The sequence below is a fragment of the Arthrobacter sulfonylureivorans genome, from assembly GCF_047607445.1.
In the GTDB taxonomy this organism is placed as follows: domain Bacteria; phylum Actinomycetota; class Actinomycetes; order Actinomycetales; family Micrococcaceae; genus Crystallibacter; species Crystallibacter sulfonylureivorans_A.
On record NZ_JBLKRT010000023.1, the window covers coordinates 26,115 to 44,404 of the forward strand.

General features: G+C 67.3%; 19 protein-coding genes. 7 read left to right on the forward strand and 12 right to left on the reverse strand.

Annotated elements, in window-relative coordinates:
- Positions 1-159: 159 nt before the first annotated feature.
- Complete coding sequence (locus ACMX2H_RS12090) at positions 160-2,769, reverse strand: ATP-dependent Clp protease ATP-binding subunit (protein ID WP_414960735.1); 2,610 nt, start codon at positions 2,767-2,769, stop codon at positions 160-162.
- Between the two features lie 215 nt (positions 2,770-2,984).
- Between ACMX2H_RS12090 and ACMX2H_RS12095 the strand changes: the two genes are divergently transcribed.
- The 3 genes from ACMX2H_RS12095 (at position 2,985) to ACMX2H_RS12105 (ending at position 5,834) form a co-directional block, all read left to right on the forward strand.
- Positions 2,985-3,989, forward strand: coding sequence for an aldo/keto reductase family protein (locus ACMX2H_RS12095; RefSeq protein WP_414960736.1), 1,005 nt, complete (start codon positions 2,985-2,987; stop codon positions 3,987-3,989).
- A gap of 131 nt (positions 3,990-4,120) precedes the next feature.
- Positions 4,121-4,531, forward strand: coding sequence for a LexA family protein (locus ACMX2H_RS12100; RefSeq protein WP_414960737.1), 411 nt, complete (start codon positions 4,121-4,123; stop codon positions 4,529-4,531).
- A complete protein-coding gene (locus ACMX2H_RS12105) occupies positions 4,524-5,834 on the forward strand; it encodes a Y-family DNA polymerase (protein WP_414960738.1) in 1,311 nt (436 codons plus the stop codon). The genes ACMX2H_RS12100 and ACMX2H_RS12105 overlap by 8 nt, the downstream gene beginning before the upstream one ends.
- On the opposite strand, the gene ACMX2H_RS12110 is transcribed toward ACMX2H_RS12105, so the two are convergent.
- The 5 genes from ACMX2H_RS12110 to ACMX2H_RS12130 all read right to left on the reverse strand — a co-directional run bounded on the left by ACMX2H_RS12110 (position 5,831) and on the right by ACMX2H_RS12130 (position 8,952).
- A complete protein-coding gene (locus ACMX2H_RS12110; protein WP_414960739.1) occupies positions 5,831-6,379 on the reverse strand; it encodes a hypothetical protein in 549 nt (182 codons plus the stop codon). The two genes, ACMX2H_RS12105 and ACMX2H_RS12110, sit on opposite strands and share 4 nt — an antisense overlap.
- A 441-nt stretch (positions 6,380-6,820) precedes the next feature.
- On the reverse strand, positions 6,821-7,030 hold the full coding sequence (locus ACMX2H_RS12115) for a hypothetical protein (protein WP_414960740.1): 210 nt from the start codon (positions 7,028-7,030) through the stop codon (positions 6,821-6,823).
- 90 nt (positions 7,031-7,120) lie between these two features.
- Positions 7,121-7,546 (reverse strand): hypothetical protein, encoded by a 426-nt coding sequence (locus ACMX2H_RS12120; protein WP_414960741.1) that lies wholly within the window; start codon positions 7,544-7,546, stop codon positions 7,121-7,123.
- Positions 7,547-7,593: 47 nt separating this feature from the next.
- Positions 7,594-7,803 carry a hypothetical protein gene (locus ACMX2H_RS12125; protein WP_414960742.1) on the reverse strand — a complete coding sequence of 70 codons (210 nt, stop codon included), beginning with the start codon at positions 7,801-7,803 and terminating at the stop codon, positions 7,594-7,596.
- 78 nt (positions 7,804-7,881) lie between these two features.
- Positions 7,882-8,952: an NAD-dependent epimerase/dehydratase family protein gene (locus ACMX2H_RS12130; RefSeq protein ID WP_414960743.1), complete on the reverse strand. Its 1,071-nt coding sequence runs from the start codon at positions 8,950-8,952 to the stop codon at positions 7,882-7,884.
- Between the two features lie 320 nt (positions 8,953-9,272).
- On the opposite strand from ACMX2H_RS12130, the gene ACMX2H_RS12135 reads away from it, so the two are divergent.
- The gene (locus ACMX2H_RS12135; RefSeq protein WP_414960744.1) at positions 9,273-10,709 is read left to right on the forward strand and encodes an aldehyde dehydrogenase family protein; all 1,437 of its coding nucleotides are present in this window, start codon (positions 9,273-9,275) and stop codon (positions 10,707-10,709) included.
- A 327-nt stretch (positions 10,710-11,036) separates the two neighbouring features.
- On the opposite strand, the gene ACMX2H_RS12140 is transcribed toward ACMX2H_RS12135, so the two are convergent.
- A complete protein-coding gene (locus ACMX2H_RS12140; RefSeq protein WP_414960745.1) occupies positions 11,037-12,263 on the reverse strand; it encodes an MFS transporter in 1,227 nt (408 codons plus the stop codon).
- A 224-nt stretch (positions 12,264-12,487) separates the two neighbouring features.
- On the opposite strand from ACMX2H_RS12140, the gene ACMX2H_RS12145 reads away from it, so the two are divergent.
- Positions 12,488-12,967 (forward strand): TetR family transcriptional regulator, encoded by a 480-nt coding sequence (locus tag ACMX2H_RS12145; protein WP_414960746.1) that lies wholly within the window; start codon positions 12,488-12,490, stop codon positions 12,965-12,967.
- Positions 12,968-13,159: 192 nt separating this feature from the next.
- Here ACMX2H_RS12145 and ACMX2H_RS12150 read toward each other — a convergent pair whose 3' ends face one another.
- From ACMX2H_RS12150 to ACMX2H_RS12160, 3 genes are all read right to left on the reverse strand, one after another.
- On the reverse strand, positions 13,160-13,528 hold the full coding sequence (locus ACMX2H_RS12150; RefSeq protein WP_414960747.1) for an iron chaperone: 369 nt from the start codon (positions 13,526-13,528) through the stop codon (positions 13,160-13,162).
- A 156-nt stretch (positions 13,529-13,684) separates the two neighbouring features.
- Positions 13,685-14,620, reverse strand: coding sequence for an NADP-dependent oxidoreductase (locus ACMX2H_RS12155; RefSeq protein ID WP_414960775.1), 936 nt, complete (start codon positions 14,618-14,620; stop codon positions 13,685-13,687).
- A gap of 263 nt (positions 14,621-14,883) precedes the next feature.
- The gene (locus ACMX2H_RS12160) at positions 14,884-15,210 is read right to left on the reverse strand and encodes a hypothetical protein (protein WP_414960748.1); all 327 of its coding nucleotides are present in this window, start codon (positions 15,208-15,210) and stop codon (positions 14,884-14,886) included.
- A 157-nt stretch (positions 15,211-15,367) separates the two neighbouring features.
- Between ACMX2H_RS12160 and ACMX2H_RS12165 the strand changes: the two genes are divergently transcribed.
- Both ACMX2H_RS12165 and ACMX2H_RS12170 read left to right on the forward strand, forming a co-directional pair.
- Positions 15,368-15,994: a malonic semialdehyde reductase gene (locus ACMX2H_RS12165; RefSeq protein WP_414960749.1), complete on the forward strand. Its 627-nt coding sequence runs from the start codon at positions 15,368-15,370 to the stop codon at positions 15,992-15,994.
- A 171-nt stretch (positions 15,995-16,165) separates the two neighbouring features.
- A complete protein-coding gene (locus ACMX2H_RS12170) occupies positions 16,166-16,729 on the forward strand; it encodes a DUF421 domain-containing protein (RefSeq protein ID WP_414960750.1) in 564 nt (187 codons plus the stop codon).
- A gap of 91 nt (positions 16,730-16,820) precedes the next feature.
- On the opposite strand, the gene ACMX2H_RS12175 is transcribed toward ACMX2H_RS12170, so the two are convergent.
- The gene (locus ACMX2H_RS12175; RefSeq protein ID WP_414960751.1) at positions 16,821-17,654 is read right to left on the reverse strand and encodes a hydroxymethylpyrimidine/phosphomethylpyrimidine kinase; all 834 of its coding nucleotides are present in this window, start codon (positions 17,652-17,654) and stop codon (positions 16,821-16,823) included.
- A 118-nt stretch (positions 17,655-17,772) separates the two neighbouring features.
- Positions 17,773-18,225: a hypothetical protein gene (locus tag ACMX2H_RS12180; protein ID WP_414960752.1), complete on the reverse strand. Its 453-nt coding sequence runs from the start codon at positions 18,223-18,225 to the stop codon at positions 17,773-17,775.
- Between the last annotated feature and the right edge of the window lie 65 nt (positions 18,226-18,290).

Below are 18,290 nucleotides of genomic sequence, written 5' to 3' on the forward strand. Positions count from 1 at the left end.
GGCGAAGGGCTTGCCCCGGCCGCGTAGCCGGGGGATGTTGCAGAAGACCCCGAAGACTGCACACAACCGCGAGGGCGGGACACCACATCGACGAACTGGTCGAATCAGGTGCCCGCCCTCTGCGGAAGCGGAGCCGGTGCCGTGCCGGTTAGGTGGCGGCTACGCGGCGGCGGCCATGCTCTCCGCCGTGACGCGGAGGCCATCCTCCCCGGCGGTCACGCGGATCCGGCCACCTTCGGCGACTGACTCCGCGACCAGCAGGTCCGCAATCCGGTCGTCCAGTTCGCGCTGGATCACGCGGCGCAGCGGCCGGGCCCCGTATTCCGGTTCGTAGCCGGCCTCGGCGATCCACTCCACCGCGTCCTCGTCCACGGCCAGCGAGATGCCCTGGGCAGCCAGCCGGGCCTCGGACCGGCGCAGCTGCAGCCGCACGATGGAGCGCAACTGCTCCTTCTCCAGCTTGCGGAACAGCACAATCTCGTCGATCCGGTTCAGGAACTCCGGCCGCATGGCCTCGCGCAGCCGGCCCATCACCCGGGCGCGCAGGTCCTGCTCGGAGGCGAAGCCGTCCACGCCGTGATTCGAGGTGAAGCCCAGTGCTCCGCCCTTGCTGGCCAGGAACTCCGACCCAAGGTTGGAGGTCATGATCACCACGGTGTTGCGGAAGTCCACGGTTCGGCCCTGTCCATCGGTGAGGCGTCCGTCGTCGAGCACCTGCAGCAGCAGGTTGAACACGTCCGGGTGCGCCTTCTCCACCTCGTCCAGCAGCACCACCGAGTACGGATGCCGGCGGACCCGCTCGGTCAGCTGGCCTGCCTCCCCGTAGCCGACGTAGCCCGGAGGGGCACCGACCAGCCGCGAGACGGTGTGGCGCTCGCCGTATTCGCTCATGTCGAAGCGGACCATGGCGTTCTCGTCACCGAACAGCGACTCCGCCAGAGCCTTGGCCAGCTCGGTCTTGCCCACCCCGGTGGGGCCCAGGAACAGGAAGCTGCCAACGGGCCGGCCCTCGTCGCCCATGCCGGTGCGGTTGCGCCGAACCGACTTGGCGATGGCGGCCACGGCATCGTCCTGCCCGATCACCCGGGCATGCAGGTCCTCCTCCAGACGGGCCAGCCGCTGCCGGTCGCCCTGGGTCAGCCTGGCGGCCGGAATGCCGGTGGCGCGGGTAATGATTTCGGCAATCTCTGCCTCGCCCACCACATCGGAGGGCACGACGGCGAGGCGCGCCCCGGCGTCGTTGTCTTCCGTGGCGTGGGTGGCTGGCTGGGCGGCGGAATCGATCGTGGCCCTCAATGCCTCGATCTCATCGCGCAGCGAGGAGGCATCCTCGTAGCGTTCCTCGGCAACGGCCGCGTTCTTGGCCGCCTCCAGCTCCGTCAGCTGATCACGCAGCGCTGCCACGTCAACACGCGGGCCGCGCCGCAGGCTCAGCCGGGCTCCGGCCTGGTCGATCAGGTCGATCGCCTTGTCCGGCAGGAAGCGGTCCGTGATGTAGCGCGAGGACATCTCGACGGCGGCGCGGATGGCTCCGTCGGTGTAGGTCACCTGGTGGTGCTCCTCGTAGCGGTCCTTCAATCCGGCCAAGATCTGCACCGCGTCCTCGATCGAGGGCTCGCCCACCATCACCGGCTGGAAGCGGCGCTCCAGCGCAGGGTCCTTTTCCACCTTGCGGTACTCGCCCAGCGTGGTGGCGCCGACCAGGTGCAGCTCCCCGCGGGCCAGCCGTGGCTTGAGGATGTTGCCCGCATCCATGCCGCCCTCGCCGCCTCCGCCGGCACCGACCACGGTGTGCAGTTCGTCGATGAAGACGATCAGGTCGCCGCTGGCGGCACTGATCTCGTCCATGGTCTTGGTCAGCCGCTCTTCGAAGTCGCCGCGGTAGCGGGTGCCCGCCAGCATGCCGGGCAGGTCAAGCGACACCACGCGCTTGCCGCGCAGCTGCTCCGGAACGTCGCCGTCCACGATGGCCTGGGCCAGTCCTTCGACGATGGCGGTCTTGCCGACGCCGGCCTCGCCGATCAGCACCGGGTTGTTCTTGGTGCGGCGGGCCAGGATCTCGATGGTTTGCGCAATCTCGTCGGCGCGGCCGATCACCGGATCCAGTTCGTTCTCCCGGGCCCGCGCGGTCAGGTCGAGGCCGAACTGGTCCAGCATCGGGGTTGCCGAGCCAGCCGCTTGTTCCTGCTGGGTTGCCGGGTTGCCGCCCGGGCCCGCCTGCGCCTGGGCTGCTTGCGCTTGGGCTGCTTCGGCCGCGTTGGCCTGCTGCAGTGCCTGAGGGGTGACGCCGGTGGCGGCCAGGATCTGGCCGGCTGCCGTCTCCTGGTTCAGGACGAACGCGGCGAACAGGTGCTCCGGGTCAATGTAGGTGGAGCCGAACGCCCGGGCCACTTGGTGGGCATCCAGCAGGGCGCGCTGCGCCGACGGAGTCAGGGACGGCGCTTCGCTGATCGGGTCCGCCTTTTCCGGCAGGCTTTGTTCGGCGGTGCGGACGATGGCCTGCGGATCGGCGCCGGTGAGCTTGATCTGGCCGGCAGCCGGTTCCTGCTCGGCCATGACGCGCAGAATGTGCAGCGCATCTACTTCCGTGTGGCCAAGGCCGGCGGCGAACGCGGCTGACTGTGCCAGCACTTCGTGGGTGCGGCGGCTGAGCAGCCGGGTGAGATCGACCGTGCGGCGGGACTGCGCCGCGCGCTGGCCCTGCAGGTAGCGGACCAGGAACTCGTCGAAAGATCCGTTGCCGGATGCGGGTCCGAAGAACAGTGGCATTGATGATCCTCCTGTGGACTTGAGTGCCTTCGACTCATGTTAACGCCTCGCTTCGAGAATTATTCCAACCGCTTCCAAGAGTTGAGTCAAGTTGGCTCATGTACTTGATGGGCGGGTTTACACCGCGGCTCGCTCGGCATCTTCTTGCCGCTGCACCTGTACCTGCACTCCCTGCAAGCCCTGCACTCCGGCCGGATGGAAAGTACGCTGACAAAATGGAATTCAGATACCTGGGCAACAGCGGACTCAAAATTTCGGAGATCACCTACGGCAACTGGCTTACGCACGGGTCGCAGGTGGAGAACGACGTGGCTACTCAGTGCGTACACGCAGCGCTCGATGAGGGCATCACCACGTTCGATACAGCGGACGTCTACGCCAACACTGTGGCGGAAGAAGTGCTGGGCAACGTGCTCAAGGGGCAGCGGAGGCAGTCGCTGGAAATCTTCACCAAGGTCTATTTCCCCACCGGCCCCAAAGGGCACAACGACACCGGGCTGAGCCGAAAGCACATCATGGAGTCCATCGACGGCTCACTGAGCAGGCTCCAGACCGACTACGTAGACCTGTACCAGGCACACCGATTCGATGTGGAGACTCCACTCGAGGAGACGATGCAAGCCTTCGCCGACGTGGTCCGGGCCGGCAAGGCGCTCTATATCGGGGTCAGCGAATGGAATGCCCAGCAGTTGCGGGAAGGGCACGCGCTGGCCAAGGAGCTGGGCATCAGCCTGATCTCGAACCAGCCGCAGTACTCCATGTTGTGGCGGGTGATCGAGTCCGAGGTGGTGCCCGCGTCGAAAGAGCTGGGCATCTCACAGATCGTGTGGTCGCCCGTCGCGCAGGGCGTGCTGACCGGCAAGTACCGCCCGGGCGGCGAATTGCCCGCGGGCAGCCGCGCAACGGACAGCAAGGGCGGCGCGGATATGATCTCCCGCTTTATGCGGGACGACGTCCTGGAGGCGGTGCAGTTGCTTGAGCCGATCGCCAGGGATGCCGGGCTGACGATGGCGCAACTGGCGGTGGCCTGGGTGCTGCAGAATCCCAACGTGGCCTCCGCGCTGATTGGTGCCTCGCGGCCGGAGCAAGTGCGGGACAACGTCAGGGCCGCGGGCGTCACCCTCGACGAGGGCACCATGGCCCGCGTCGATGAAGCAGTGGGCCGGCTGGCCGAGCGCGATCCGGGAAAGACCCGTTCCCCCGAGGCCCGCCTGACCTGAGGTCCGGAGCGCTGGCGCCCCTAACGTCGGCGGCCTGGGTCCGGAGCGTTCGAGCCTCGGGCAGCCGGCGGCCGGGTGCTAGTCTGGTCTTCGAAGGTTTGTTCGAAAAGCGGGGGTGGGGAATGTTCGGTTTGGAGCGGCCCTCTGGCGCGTCGGCCGGCCCGGAGTTGGGGGAGGGGACACCCGAGGACGCGCGTGGTTTTCCCTCCCCGGCGCGGGATTATTTCCACGGCGGCATCGACCTGAACCGGCATCTGATCCGGGACCGGACCAGTACCTTCGTGATGCGCGTGGCCGGAAACTCGATGGCAGCGGCCGGAATCTGTGACGGCGATGAGCTGATTGTGGACCGGTCACTGGAACCGCGCGACGGATCGGTGGTCATCGCAGTGCTGGACGGAGAGCTGGTGGTGCGGCGCCTGCATCTGGGTGCAGACGGTGTGCGCCTTCAGACCGACGACGGCGGCGTCCCCACCGAGGTTGGCGAACTCGGCGACCTGAGCATCTGGGGCGTGGCGACGCGCTGCCTGCACCATGTCTAGCGGAGGACCCGCCGCATCGCCGACGCAGGTCCGTGAGCAGATCGCGTTGGTGGACGTCAACAACTTCTATGTCTCCTGTGAGCGGGTGTTTGATCCGTCGCTCGAGGGGCGCCCCGTCGTCGTGCTGTCCAATAACGATGGCTGCGTGGTGGCGCGGTCCGAGGAGGCCAAACAGCTGGGGCTCAAGACGGGCACGCCCTGGTTCCAGGTGGCGCCGCGGGCCAAGGCGTGGGGGCTGGTGGCGAAGTCCAGTAATTACGAGCTGTATGGCGACCTCAGCGCTCGGGTGATGGAAGTGCTGGGCCGGTTCGGAGCGTGGCAGGAGGTCTACTCGATCGACGAGTCGTTCCTCGGGCTGCCGGGGGATGAGCGGCAGCTGTGGGAAACGGCGGGCCGAATCAGGGCGGCCGTGGCCCGGCAGGTGGGCGTTCCGGTGTGCGTGGGTGTGGCCGGGACGAAGACGCTGGCCAAGTTCGCCAACCACATTGCCAAACGGAATCCGCAGATGGCCGGAGTCTGTTCGCTGGGCTCCATGCCGGCGCAGGACATCGAGTGGATCCAGTCGCGCGTTCCTGTCACCGGGCTGTGGGGCGTGGGCGGACGGACCGGGACGCGGCTCAACGCCATCGGGATCGAGTCGATCGCCGATTTGAAGGCTGCCGATCCGCAGATGATCCGCAAAAAGTTCTCCGTGGTGCTGCAGCGCACTGTGCTGGAATTGAACGGGACGGCGTGCATTCCGCATACCGAGGAGCGGGCCGACAAACAGCAGATCATGTTCTCGCGCAGCTTCTCCACGCCAGTGACCACGCTGGAGGAGATGGACCAGGTGATGGCTGTTTATGCCCAGCGGGGTGCGGCCCGGATGGCGGCCGAGGGGTTGCGTGCCTCGGTCCTGACCGTGACCGCGGGCACCAGCAGGTTCGCCGGTGGGGAGGCGTCATTTCCCGCCGCCAGCGTCCACCTTCCGGCACCAACGCAGGACCCGATTCAGCTGACCAAGGCCGCGGTGGCCGCTATGCGCGGCTGCCTCATTCCCGGTGCCCACTATGTTCGGGCAGGAGTGCTGCTGTCCGGACTGGAACCGGCGGCCGGACAGGAGGCTTTCGACCCGTTCGTCAGCGACTTGGACCAGCGGAACATCGGTGACTTGCTGGGTGCCGTCCGGTCCAAATTCGGCGAAGCCGCCATTGGGCTCGGCCAAGGCGGGCTGGCGGCGCAGGCGGCGTGGGCGATGAAACGCGAATTCTCCTCGCCGCGCTTCACCACCGAGTGGGCCGAGCTTCCGGTGGTTAAGGCCTAGACGGCGCCGTAGGCGGAGTCCGGCCGCAGCGGCGGGACGCGCGTCTGGCAGATGCTTTCAAAAGCGGCAGAGTCGACCAGTTGGATGGGCAAGGCGACCGCTGCCGCATGCCGGGGGCGTTCGGGCCGAGCCAACAACGTCAAGGAAACGCAGGACGGAGCCCCGGCAAAGACCGCCTCGCGGGCCAGCGCCCACCAGCCGTCGTCGTGATGGGCAATGCCGAGCAGGTGCCGCATCTCCGGCACCCTGATCCAGGCCAGGGGCGTTGTCCCTTCGGCGGGCCCGCCGCCAACGGCATCCAGATGCTGCCCGTCGGCTCCCAAGGCCAGCATGGCCACCAAGAGGGGTTCGCTCGGGACCATCCGCGTCAGTAGGCCGATCCAGAGGGCTTCCCCATCCGGGGACGGTACCGTCAGGCCCTCCGAGCCGGCGCAGAACGGCAAGGCACCCAGGCTTGTGGGGGCGGCGTAAACAATCCCATGGTCGGGGTAACGGAAGCGCTGAAACGAGACCGACAGTTGCGGGGTCAACTTGTACTCAAACATCGTGGACCATCCACATCGCCGCCGTCCGCTGCACCGGCCTTGCCGCCGGCGCCGTCAAGGAGGATGAGAATGCAGTGGCCACGGTTCACGCTTCTGTTCAGCAGTTCCGAGCACCTCGCTACACGAGGAGCGCCACCGCTTACGGGGCGTTGCATCGGTTTAGTCCTGCCCGCGTTACTGACGCGTTACTGCACCGCTAGCGGCCTTCCCGGCTGTCCGCGTGCCGGGTACAAGCGTGAGCGGCAGCCACCGGCCCGCACGGCGAGGTTCAAGAACGGCGCATGCCAAGCGAAGAGGCAAGTCCTTCAGGGCGGGTTATATCGGTGAGGGCAGGGCCCATGGACCCCGCCCTCACCGATAAACCCCGCCCTGACGCTCCGGCCCGCGTGCGGCAGCTACGACACGCTAGCTCCAGGCTGCGGAAGCCCGCCGGAGCGGGCTTCAGTCGCTGGGGCTGGTGTCTGTTGTCAGGCCGCGGTCGTCCTGGGTCTTCCGGTCTTTCTCTTCCGCCGGCCCGGGCGGAGCGCTGGCGTCCTCTGTGTCCCCGGGCTTGGCCGCCGAGCCGGTTCGCGACGTTTCTTCGGGGATGCCAACCTCCTCCGAGGTGTCCTCTGGGTCGCGCGGCCTTTTGTCCTCGTTGCTCTCGGTCATACCCGTCCTTCCATCCGTTGCTGGCCGGGCCCGGATCAGTTGCCGGCCGGGTCCGGCTCATTCTCCGGCCGCTGGCTGCGTTCCGCGGAGTCAGACTCCGGGGCCCGGCGGGCGCAGATCGTCGCTTCCGCCGGTGGCCGGGCCGCCCGGCATGGCGCCTCCCTCGTCCGTCCAGTTCTGTCCGGTCTGGTCATTGTGGGCGGGATCCGAGACGGTGTCCCGGACCGTGGTCGGGGTCCCGGTGCTGGCACCGCCGTCGTCCTTCCCATGCCTTCCGGGCAACTTGTCGGCCGCCGCGGACCCGGCCTTCTTGGCCGCCTCGGTGAACTGGTCAGCGACTTCCGGGGCCTTGTCCTTGACCGCGTCAGTGGCTTGGTGGACCTTGTCCTGAACCGAGGGGTTGTGCCAGAACTCCTGGCTCTTGGACTTGATCGATTCATAGGCAGACCGTCCCGACTTGGAGCCTAGGACGAACCCAAGAGCCAGGCCAGCGCCGAACATGATTTTCCCTTTCACAGGGTGCTCCTTTCATAGGGTGGGTGACGGAGGTGCTGTCGTGGGGCCTAGGGGAACGGCGCGTTGGGAGTGTCGCCTTCGCCATCGTGGTCTTTATCGCCATAGGCTTTCTTGGCCAAGTCTTCGGCCAGCTTTTCGTCGCCGTGGACCGGGATGTTGGCTTCGTGGACCTCGTCGTTTTCGTCTGCACCAGCGGGCTGCGCTTCGTCGTCCAGCGCGTCCGGGTTGTCCGGGCGTGAATTCTCGCTGTGGTCCATCAGATCCTCCTTCTCGAGTGTGTCGTTCTGGGGAGCGGACCGGGCACCGGGTTCACCGTACGGTGCCTGGGGCTCAGATTACGCGCCGGTCCCCGGTTCCGCACCGGTCCAGCGACTTCTGGGGCGCATCGCCGGCGATTCTGGAACACCTTCTGCAGTGGCCATCCCTCGGAGCACTTGTCGGATCGCCGAGACCGAGTCGACCCGCGGGGTCCAGCCGAGTTCGGTCCTCGCGCGGCCGGTGTCCATCACCGGGGCGGCCCGGGCCATATCCACCCACCCCGGGTCGCTGGCCAGCAGCCGGACTGACCACGCTGCACCTACCAGCAACCTGACAAGCGGTACGGGGACGGGCAGCCAGCGCCGGGCGCCGAACATGGACGCCAGCAGCCCGGGCGTGATCACGGGCTCAGCGGCGACATTGAAGGCGCCGCGGGCACCTTGATCCACCACACGCCAGTAGGCGTCCGCCACATCATCCGCATGCAGCGCCTGGAAGACGAACTCCTCCGGAAAGGGGAACAGCGGCAACCGCAGCCGGTTGATGAAAAACTTCGGAATCCACGGCCCCACAAAGTAGCGGCCAATCTGGCTGCCGGCCTGCGTCTGGAAGATCAGGCCCGGGCGCAACCGCGCCACCTTGATCTCCGGGTGGTCGTCGGCAAATTGGTCCAGCAGATCTTCCTGTTGACCCTTGAACCGGCTGTAGTGCGAAGTCTCGATGCCGCGGGCCGGCCAGTCTTCATTCACACGGGAGTCTTTCGGCCCGGGACTGTACGCGCCCACCGACGACGCGCAGACCACGTGCCCCACTCCGGCGTTGACGGCAGCGGCAAGCACGTTCGACGTGCCGTCCACGTTGACCCGGCGCATCTTCTCTTCGTCGTGGTTCGGCTGCAGCACCCACGCGAGATGGACGACGGCGTCGCATCCCTTGAAAGCCTCGACGAGCTTTTGCCGCGCATCGCGCCCGGCGACGTCCAGGCCAACCCAGGTGAGGCCGTCGTACGGTGCTTGCGTGGCATCCGGCAAACGCCGGGCAATCCCGACGATTTCCAGATGATCCTCGCGTTCGCTCTGCGCCGCGTGCAGGCGCCGTAAAAGAGCACTTCCCACGTTTCCGCTGGCTCCGACCACCGCAATTCGCATGCTCCGACGCTACCGTTGATGCCGAGGCTTGGCGAGGGCCCGAACCGGTTGGGAGCTGCCGGAAGGGCTGCCGGGGTCGGGCCGACCCGGGGCATAACCGCAGGTCAGCGCAGTGTTAGACCGTGGCACGGCTGGCGGTGAAGTTCCAAGCTTCAGCTATCCCCAGGGCAGGGACCGCGACCCGCCCAAGGGGGAGGCCCGCCCGCCCTGACGGCAGCTGTGCGCTCAGGGTCAAGTCTTCGGCACGCATAGTCTATGGAGCCGTACCGGATCTCCGGCAAGCTGGAGGCAGTTGTCGTCAGAGACGGGGAGGAAAAACCATGACCACCGAGACCACTGTCGAGGGTACTTTCGCTTCAGCGGCGGATTTGCTCGCTGCAATTCAGCCAGCCGAAGGCGGCCGGGAGATCAAGGATCCGGCCACCGGCGAACTGGTCGGCCGGGTGGCCGAGCCGGGTGTTGCCGAGCTGGACGCCGCCGTCGAGGCCGCCCGCCGCGTGCAGCGGGAGTGGGCCGGGCATGGCCACGCCAAGCGCAGCGAGTACCTGAACCGGGCCGCCGATGCGGTGGAGGCGAATGCCGAGGCGCTGGCCGAGTTGCTGTCGCGCGAGCAGGGCAAGCCGTTGAACGGGCCGAACGCCCGGTTTGAGGTCGGCGCGTGCGCGGGCTGGCTGCGCGCCACCGCCGCGTTCGAGCTGGAGCCGGAGACGCTGGTGGAAGAAGACGGCAACCTCGCCGAGCTGCACTACCGGCCGCTGGGCGTGGTTGGGGCAATCGGACCGTGGAACTGGCCGATGATGATCAGCGTCTGGCAGCTCGCTCCGGCGCTGCGGATGGGCAACACCGTGGTGATGAAGCCCTCCGAATACACCCCGCTGTCCGTGCTGGCGCTGGCCGAGGTGCTCAACACCGTGCTGCCGGCCGACGTGCTGCACGTGGTCCCGGGCGGCCGCGAGGTGGGCGAGGCACTGGCCGCGCACCAGGGCATCGACAAGGTCATGTTCACCGGCTCCACCGCCACCGGCAAGGCGATCATCCGTTCCTCCGCGGACACGGTGAAGCGCCTGACCCTGGAACTGGGCGGCAACGACGCCGGCATCGTGCTGCCGGACACGGACCCGAAGGCCGCCGCGCAGGATCTGTTCTGGGGCGCGTTCATCAACACCGGGCAGACCTGTGCAGCGCTGAAGCGCCTCTACGTGCACGAGGACATTTACGACGACGTGTGCGCCGCGCTCACCGAGGTGGCCGAGCAGATGCCGATGGGCGTCGGGCTGGACGAGAACAACGTGCTGGGCCCGCTGCAGAACAAGGCCCAGTACGACATCGTCGCGAAGCTGGTGCAGGCGGCAAAGGATTCCGGCGCCCGCGTGCTCACCGGCGGCAACCCGGAGGAGGGCCAGGCCGGCTACTTCTACCCGGCCACGCTGGTCGCGGACATCGATAACGACAACCCGCTGGTGGCCGAGGAGCAGTTCGGTCCGGCGCTGCCGATCATCAAGTACTCCACGGTGGACGAGGCCGTGCAAATGGCCAACGCGCTAAAGGTCGGCCTCGGTGCCTCGGTCTGGTCCTCCGATCCGGCCAAGGCCCGCGAGGTAGCGGCCCGGATCGAGGCCGGCACGGTCTGGATCAACAAGCACGGCGCGATCGACCCGCGCGTTCCGTTCGGCGGTGCCAAGCAGTCCGGCTACGGTCTGGAATTCGGCGTCGAGGGCCTCAAGCAGCTCGGCTCGCCGCAGGTCATCGCCGGCTAGCCACAACAGCAGGTCACGCAGCAGGCCCGGACGGAATCAATCCGTCCGGGCCTGCTGCCACGTTTCGGCGACGTCGGATGGCGTTTCGCCTACCGCGGTTTCGATCCCACGTCTTGGCGACGCCGGTTAGCGTTTCGCCTAGTCAGCGGACTTTGGGCGTCGTTAAAGATGGGCAGTTAGTCCTATACGTGGGAGCGAAAAACGCTGCAGGCCTAGTGCATGCCAGTCCGACCCCCGCCGCCGAGTCCGTGGCCGCCCAGCCCGCGGTTACCCAGCCCGGGCCCCCCCGAGCTTGGACACGCGACGTCTGGCCACGCATTCGGTCCATTACCGGTGGGCGAAGTTCAGGCCCAGCCGCTTCTCGCTCAGGTAGAGGCTCAGGCAAATCCCGAGCAGGGCGAACGTGCAGGTCATCCACCAGGTGGATTGCCAGCCGCCGGTGACGGTGGCCAGCCACGCGACGATAGCCGGGCCGGTGAAGTTGCCGACGTTGAAGATTTGCTGCATCAGGCCCATCGCCGCCGGGGTGGAACCGTCCGGCGGAGCCAGATCCACGGCCATCCGCGTGAGCGTGGACGGGACCGCCGCGCCCACCATGGAAAACACGGCCACGCAGGCGAACTGGATGGCCATGCCGCCCGGCACCGCGGACCAGTCGACGGCGAAGGTGAGCACCGTCGTCGTGCCCATCAGGATGAAGGTGGGGATGAGCAGCATCCGCGGCGGGACGCCGCGCTGCAGCAGGGGAGCCGTGCCAATGGCGCCCACCGCGTTGAGGCCGCCGACCACCGCGGAGAGCATGCCGGCCCAGATGCCGGTGACGCCGTTCTGCTGGTAGATGGTGGGCAGGAAGCCGACCACGGCCATCCACTGGACGGTGTAGCAGCCGAACACCACGCCGGCGATCCAGGGTTTGGGGGAGCGGACGGTGCGGCCGATGCGGCGGGCGGCCGCGGGCAGGCCTGAGCCGTCGCGCGGCGGGTCCTTCGGCACGAAGCGGAGCACCAGCGGGATCGGCACCACGGTCAGGGCGGCCATGATCCACCACCAGATGTGCCAGTTGGTGGCCTGCAGGATCAGCGCGCTGGCCACCAAGCCGGTGAAGGTGGCGAAGCCTTGGTAGGCGCTCCAGAAACCGACCGCCAGGTTCACTCGCGCCAACGGGGTGCTGCTGCGGATCAGGCCGGGCGCCACCACTGTGGTCAGCAGGAAACCGGCGCCTTCCAGCGCGCGGCAGGCCATCAGCACGGCTGCGGAGTCGGCGAATCCGCCGATGACCGAGCCGGCAATGAGCAGCCAGAGGCCGGCAAGCAGACAACGCCGCGCACCGATCAGCTCTGCCAGCAGGGACACGGCCAGACCGCCGGCCATACCAGCCACCTGCACCACGCCCAGCAGCACGCCCGCCTGCACCAAGGACATCCCCAGCTCGTGCTGGATAACGGGAATGGCGGTCGGCAGCTTCCAGATGTGCATGGCGGCAGTGACGCCCGCAAGTACGACGACGATCCATGCCGCATCTGCACGCTGCTGGGTGACGCTCGGTGCGGCCATGTTGCTCCTTCGGCCCCGGTCCATTAGTTGCCTGTACAGACTATCTGCGGCGGGAAATAAGGTGACGTGCGGCACGTAAGAGAGCAGCCGGCGCCGTAATAGTTGACTCGAATCCGGTCCCGGAGGCGTCCGCCGGCGTGGAAACGAGGAGCAAACTGCGGCGTGGCGGGCTGTGGTTAGACTGGCTGGGGCGGCAAACCCGCCGGGAACCACAGGAGGGCAGCATGTTTGAACCTGGGGCGCCGATCGACGAGGTCGAGCGCGATGTCGAATCCATCATCATGGACTTGGTCCACGAACTGGGCGAGCGGGCCGACGCCGATCCGGAGCCGCTGGGTGCGGAGGAACGGGCCTACATCGCGGCGTTCTCCGATGCACGGGCCAACACGGACCGCAACCAGGCCGGCTTGCTGTCCACGGCCATCCGGCAGCCGAACCTGGCCGAATCGCTGATCTACCTGAACCAGCGGTTGGACCGGCAGGACCTGGATCCGCGTGAGCCGGTGGGCATTCTCGGGATCATCGTCCGGCTGGCCATGGACGGGCTGTGGGTCTCCGACATCCTGGACAGCACGCGGTTCAAGCCTGCGGACCGGCGCCGGATCACGGACGTCCTCACCGGCATGACCTATCTGACCGACGAGCGGCTCAAGGAATTGCTCGCCGAACTACAGCCGAAGGCCGCGGGCGACAAGAAGGACTAGCCCTTTCGGGCCCGCGTTTCGCGAGGTTGGGGCCGGGCCGGGGCCGGGCCCGCAAGGCTGGGACCGGAGGCCGGGTCGGGGCCGGGTCCGCAAGGCTGGGACCGGAGGCCGGGTCGGGAGGCTGGGACCGGAAAGCCGACCTGGCCTTGGGCAACGGGAGATCGTCAGGCTCTCGTTTACGGATGCTCGCAGTCAGGCGTCCGTGGCATCGTGGCCGCGCTGGCGGGCCAGGGCTTTGACCACCCGCGCGATCAGCTCATACGGAATCGGCTTGCCCAGCGGGAACTTCAGGGTCCCCTTGGCCGCGACGTAGGGTTCCATGTCGTGCTTCAGAGCTGCATCCGCTTCAGGCAGCGGGTAGAGCGAGACATGATGCTTCCAGCCCGCGAAGTAGACCAGATAGTGACCCTCGAACATGATGGCTGGAATGGCGTAGCTGATCTGTTCGCCGGCTCCCGGGATGGCGTTGTGAATGATCCGCCGCACTTCCTGAAGGATGTCCTGCACATCTTCCGGGAAGGACGCGATGTAATCGTCGACATTCGAAAACTTCTCCGCCATCTCTGACCCCGCCCCTTGCTCCCTATGTCCGGCTTGCCTTCGCGGCTTGGCTGTCCCTCCGCTGCTCCCGTTGCCTCTGCTGCTCCGGCCTCCCGCCGCCTAACCGGCTTCCGGCCGCCTAACCGGCCTGCCGCCGCCTAACCGGCCTGCCGCCGCCTACCCGGCCTGCTCCTCGAACGGCGTCAGCACAATCTTCCCGGAGACACGGCCTTCCTGACTGTGCCGGATGGCATCCGCGGCCTGGTCCATCGGAAACGCGCGGTCGATATCCACGGTGAGCTTGCCGGCGTCGGCCAATTCACTCAGCCGGGCGAGCTCTGATCCGTCCGGACGCACCCAGATGAAGCGGCCGCCATGCTCTGTCACGGCGGGGTCGGCGATGGAAGCGTGCCGTCCACCATTCCGCAGCACGGCCTGGGTGTCCTGCAAGACGCCGCCGACAAAGTCCGCCACTACATCTACGCCCTGCGGCGCCAGTTCGCGCACCCGGTGCACCAAGCCGTCGCCGTATTCCAGCGGCTCGGCACCGAGTTCCCGCAGCCGCTGATGGTGTTTCTCCGACGCCGTGGCGAGGACGCGCAGGCCGCGCTCGACGGCGAGCTGGATGGCGATGCGCCCGACGCCGCCGGCTCCGTTGTGGATCAGCAGGGATTCACCGCTTGACGGGGCCAAGGCATCCAGGGTCCGCTGGGCCACCATGCCCGTGAGCGGCAGCCCGGCGGCTTGTTCCCAGCTCAACGATTGGGGCTTGCTCGTCACCATGGAAACCGGCAAGGCCACAAACTCGGCGTACGTGCCGCCCGCCACCGTATCCCGGCGGCCGTAGGCGTAGACCTCATCGCCGGGCGAGAACTCCGGGGTGTCGGGCCCGACCTGCTCCACGACGCCGGCAACGTCCCACCCGGGGATCACAGGGAAGTGAACGTCCAGCATCCCGTCCAAGCCGCCGGACATGACCTTCCAGTCCACCGGGTTGACGCTGGCGGCCTTCACGCGGATGAGCACCGTTCCCGGGGCCACCTTCGGGCGCGGCACCTCTGACTGCTCCAACACTTCCGGGCCGCCGTAACGGGAGTACGTCATCGCCTGCATGTTCTTGCCCAAGGGGTACTACCTTCCTGCTACTTCCTGTTTCGGTCCACCCTAGTGGCGGGCGGCCGCGCTTTCCACGGGCCGGCGGCGCGCGTGCAGGTCCGGCCGCGGGTAACGCGCACGGCCACTGGCGCGTGAAACCGGGGGCCGCCAGACCGTTGCGATCGAGAATGCAGCGCGCGAGGAAGACGTGCCAAAGACCTTCAGCGACAGGCACGACGGCGGTGCTTACCCGCCGTCGTGCGCTCGCTCAGTTCTGTTGTTCAGAACGACCCGATCACCGTGCCGTAGGCCAGCGGCACCAGAATCAGGGCCAACAGGCATGCCGTCGCGATCCACCACGCCCGGCTGCGCCGGACCAGAGCAATGGCGGCCAAAACCGGGGCGGCGATCATGATCAACAGGGCAGCCAGGCCGAAGAATCCGGAGGCAGGGTCCGGCGCGGCACACTCCAGCAGACAGCCGGTGAACCCGATGTACATCACCAGCAGCGCCCAGAACATAGGGAAGCCCAGCGCGGCCCAGCCGCCAATCACCAGAAGAAGTCCCCACCACAGGGGACGCCCGGCCGGGGCAGCAGTTTCGGTCACCGTGTTTGTCTACCAGCGCTGGCCGTCGGCGGCAATCTTTGGACCAGGGATCGCGGCCCCACCTCCATGTAGCGAAGCTCACCCCGCCGGGAGAAATTCCGGCGCGGGGCGGCGGCGTTGAACCATGCAGACACCACACCCCAACTTGAGGAGTCCCATGAGCGTCGATACCGCTGACGTCAATCTGCAGAACCAGCTGTCCGTGGACCGCGAGGCCGCAGACCACCTGTTCCTGGAGGCTCGCACCGCGAACACCTTCTCCACCGAGCCGGTCTCGGACGAGCAGCTCGCCGCCATCTACGAGCTGGCCAAGATGGGCCCCACCATGATGAACAACCAGCCGTTGCGCATCACCTGGGTCCGTTCCGCGGAGGCCCGCGCCAAGCTCGCCGGCCGCATGGCCGAAGGCAACCGCGCCAAGACCGAGTCCGCTCCGATGGTCGCCGTACTCAGCTACGACACCGACTGGCATGAGCACTTCGGGACGTTCTTCCCGCACGCTCCGGAGCGCAAGGAAATGTTCGACGGCAACGCCGAAATGCGCGCCGAGGTTGCCAAGAACAACGCCTGGCTGCAGGCCGGATTCTTCATTATGGCTGTCCGCGCCGTGGGTCTGCACGCCGGCCCGATGGGCGCCTTCGACGCCGCCGGTATCGACGAGGACTTCAACGCCGGCACCGCCAACCGCACCTTCATGGTGGTCAATGTCGGCACCCCGGGTGAGAACCCGTGGTTCCCGCGTCTGCCGCGCTTGGACGCCGAGATCGCAGTCCAGACGGTCTGATTCTCACCTGAACCGCTGACGACGGCGGTGCCCACCCCACGAGGCTTGCGAGCCTCCCATGGTGGGCACCGCCGTCGGGCATTTAAGCTGTAGCCCGGGTCAGCCGGCGGCCTCCACTACCTGCCATGGTTTCGCTGATGGTAGCCGGCCGGAACGATTGAGGAGGCCCCGATGTGGCACGAATACGGACTCACGTGGGCTGACGCCATCCGGGTCGTCATCTCCGCGATAACCCTCTACACGGCGGTACTGCTGGTGATCCGTGTCCTGGGCCAACGCACGCTCGCCACCATGTCCAGCTTCGACTTGGCCGCCATCATCGCGCTGGGCGCCGTGATCGGCAGGGCCATCCTCGGTTACACGCCAACGCTCGCTGCGGGCCTGCTGGGGCTGATCACCTTGCTGGCCCTGCAGACGATCACCGGCCAGATCCGCCGGCTGCGGCGGGGAGCCCAGTTGGTCAACAACCGTCCTGTGCTGCTGATGGCCGGGCAAGAGATGCAGCCGGACAATCTGGCCCGATCCCATGTGGTGGAAGAAGAAGTGCGGGCCAAACTACGGCTGGCCGGCATCCGGCACCCATCCGAAGTCGCCTGCGTGGTACTCGAATCCACCGGGCAGATCAGTGTGCTCCGCAGAGGTCAGCCCATCGATCCCGGGCTCTTGGATGGGGTCGCCGGCGCGGAGAAAATGCCGCGGGACTTGCTCTGGGGCGACGGGAAACACCGCGCGTAATGGCAGGTCGGCGATGGGCGGATGACTTTGCTGGCAACAACGGCGGCGTCCCAAAAATCCGGGGCGCCGCCGTTCCTGCAGGTGGGTCGGGTCAGGAGAGCTTTGCCCCACCCTGCCACAGGGCGTCGAACGGGGCGTTGGAGGAAACCCGGGCCTTGATGCCCTGGGTAACGAAGGCCTTCGCGGTCTTGGCGGCCTGCAGCGGGGTGGCGCCCTTGGCCAGTTCGGCGGTCACCGCGGCGGCCAAGGAGCAGCCGGCGCCGGAGACTGCCACGTCGCCGACCTTCGGCGCGGACAGCACCTCCAACGTGTCGCCGTCGTAGAACACGTCCACCGCATCCGCGCCCGCCAGCCGCACGCCGCCCTTGGCCAGCACGGCCGCGCCGGAAGCATCGTGGATGATTTTCGCGGCTGCCTTCAGGTCCTCGACGTCGTTGATGGTGATGCCGGACAGGGACTCGGCTTCGAAGTGGTTCGGCGTGACGAAGGTGGCCAGCGGCAGCATCTGGGCCTTGAGCGCCTGGTCGGTGTCCAGCGCGTGGCCCGGTTCCTGTCCCTTGCAGATGAGCACCGGGTCCAGCACTACGTGGTCCCACTGCTGGTTCTTCAGCGCTGCAGCAACCGTGTCAATCGTCAGCGGCGAGCCGAGCATGCCCAGCTTGACCGTCTTCAGCGAGCCTTCGTAGCAGGTCTGGATGGCCTCCAACTGGTCGGCGATGACGCCGGCGTCCACCGGGACAAAGCGGTGGTTCCAGTTGTCCTTCGGGTCGAAGGACACGATGCAGGTCAGTGCGGTGATGCCGTAGGTGCCCAGTGCCTGGAAGGTCTTCAGGTCGGCCTGCGCGCCTGCGCCGCCGGTGGCCTCCGAGCCGGCGATGGTCAGAGTGATGGCGGGCGGGGTGGTTTCGGTGGTGGAAACAGACATGCGCCCATTTTCCACCCGCCACCCTCCGGTTCCTAATGACGACGGCGGTGCTCACCTGAGGGCGAACGTGCGGCGGCCGGCGGGGCGAACGTGCGGCGGCCCGCGGGGCCGGGTCCGCTCAGCGGATATCCATCATTCTCCACACACTGAGACGGCCGATCGCGGCGGCCAGTCCGATCAACGCAGCCAGTTCCAGTGTGCCGAGCGGGTCGCCGCTGGAGAGCGAAACCAGAATCAGGAACGAGGCGGTGGTCATCACCAGGAAGAATGCCAGTACGTGCAGCCACTGGTTGGCAACCGGCCGCAGCAACAGACCCAGCACAAACGCGATGGGCGCGCCGACAACCAGCCCCACCCCGCCGGCATACAGTCCGACGACCAGTGCCAGGAGCGCAGCCGACGCCAACTGGTGGCCGTTGACCGGGCCACCGGCCAGGGTCAGCAGCAGGGCGCCCAAGGCGAAAGCCGTAATGGCCACCAGGAAACCGACCACAAAGGCCCCGAACCCGAACGTCACCCGGTGGCGAGGGTTGTAGCGCTCGAATTCGTCGAGCTCCGGTTCCTGGCTCATATAGCAAGAATAGGTGCGGCGGCACGGATCGGCCGGGCCATGGGAGAATGGATGGCGGTCCGGGT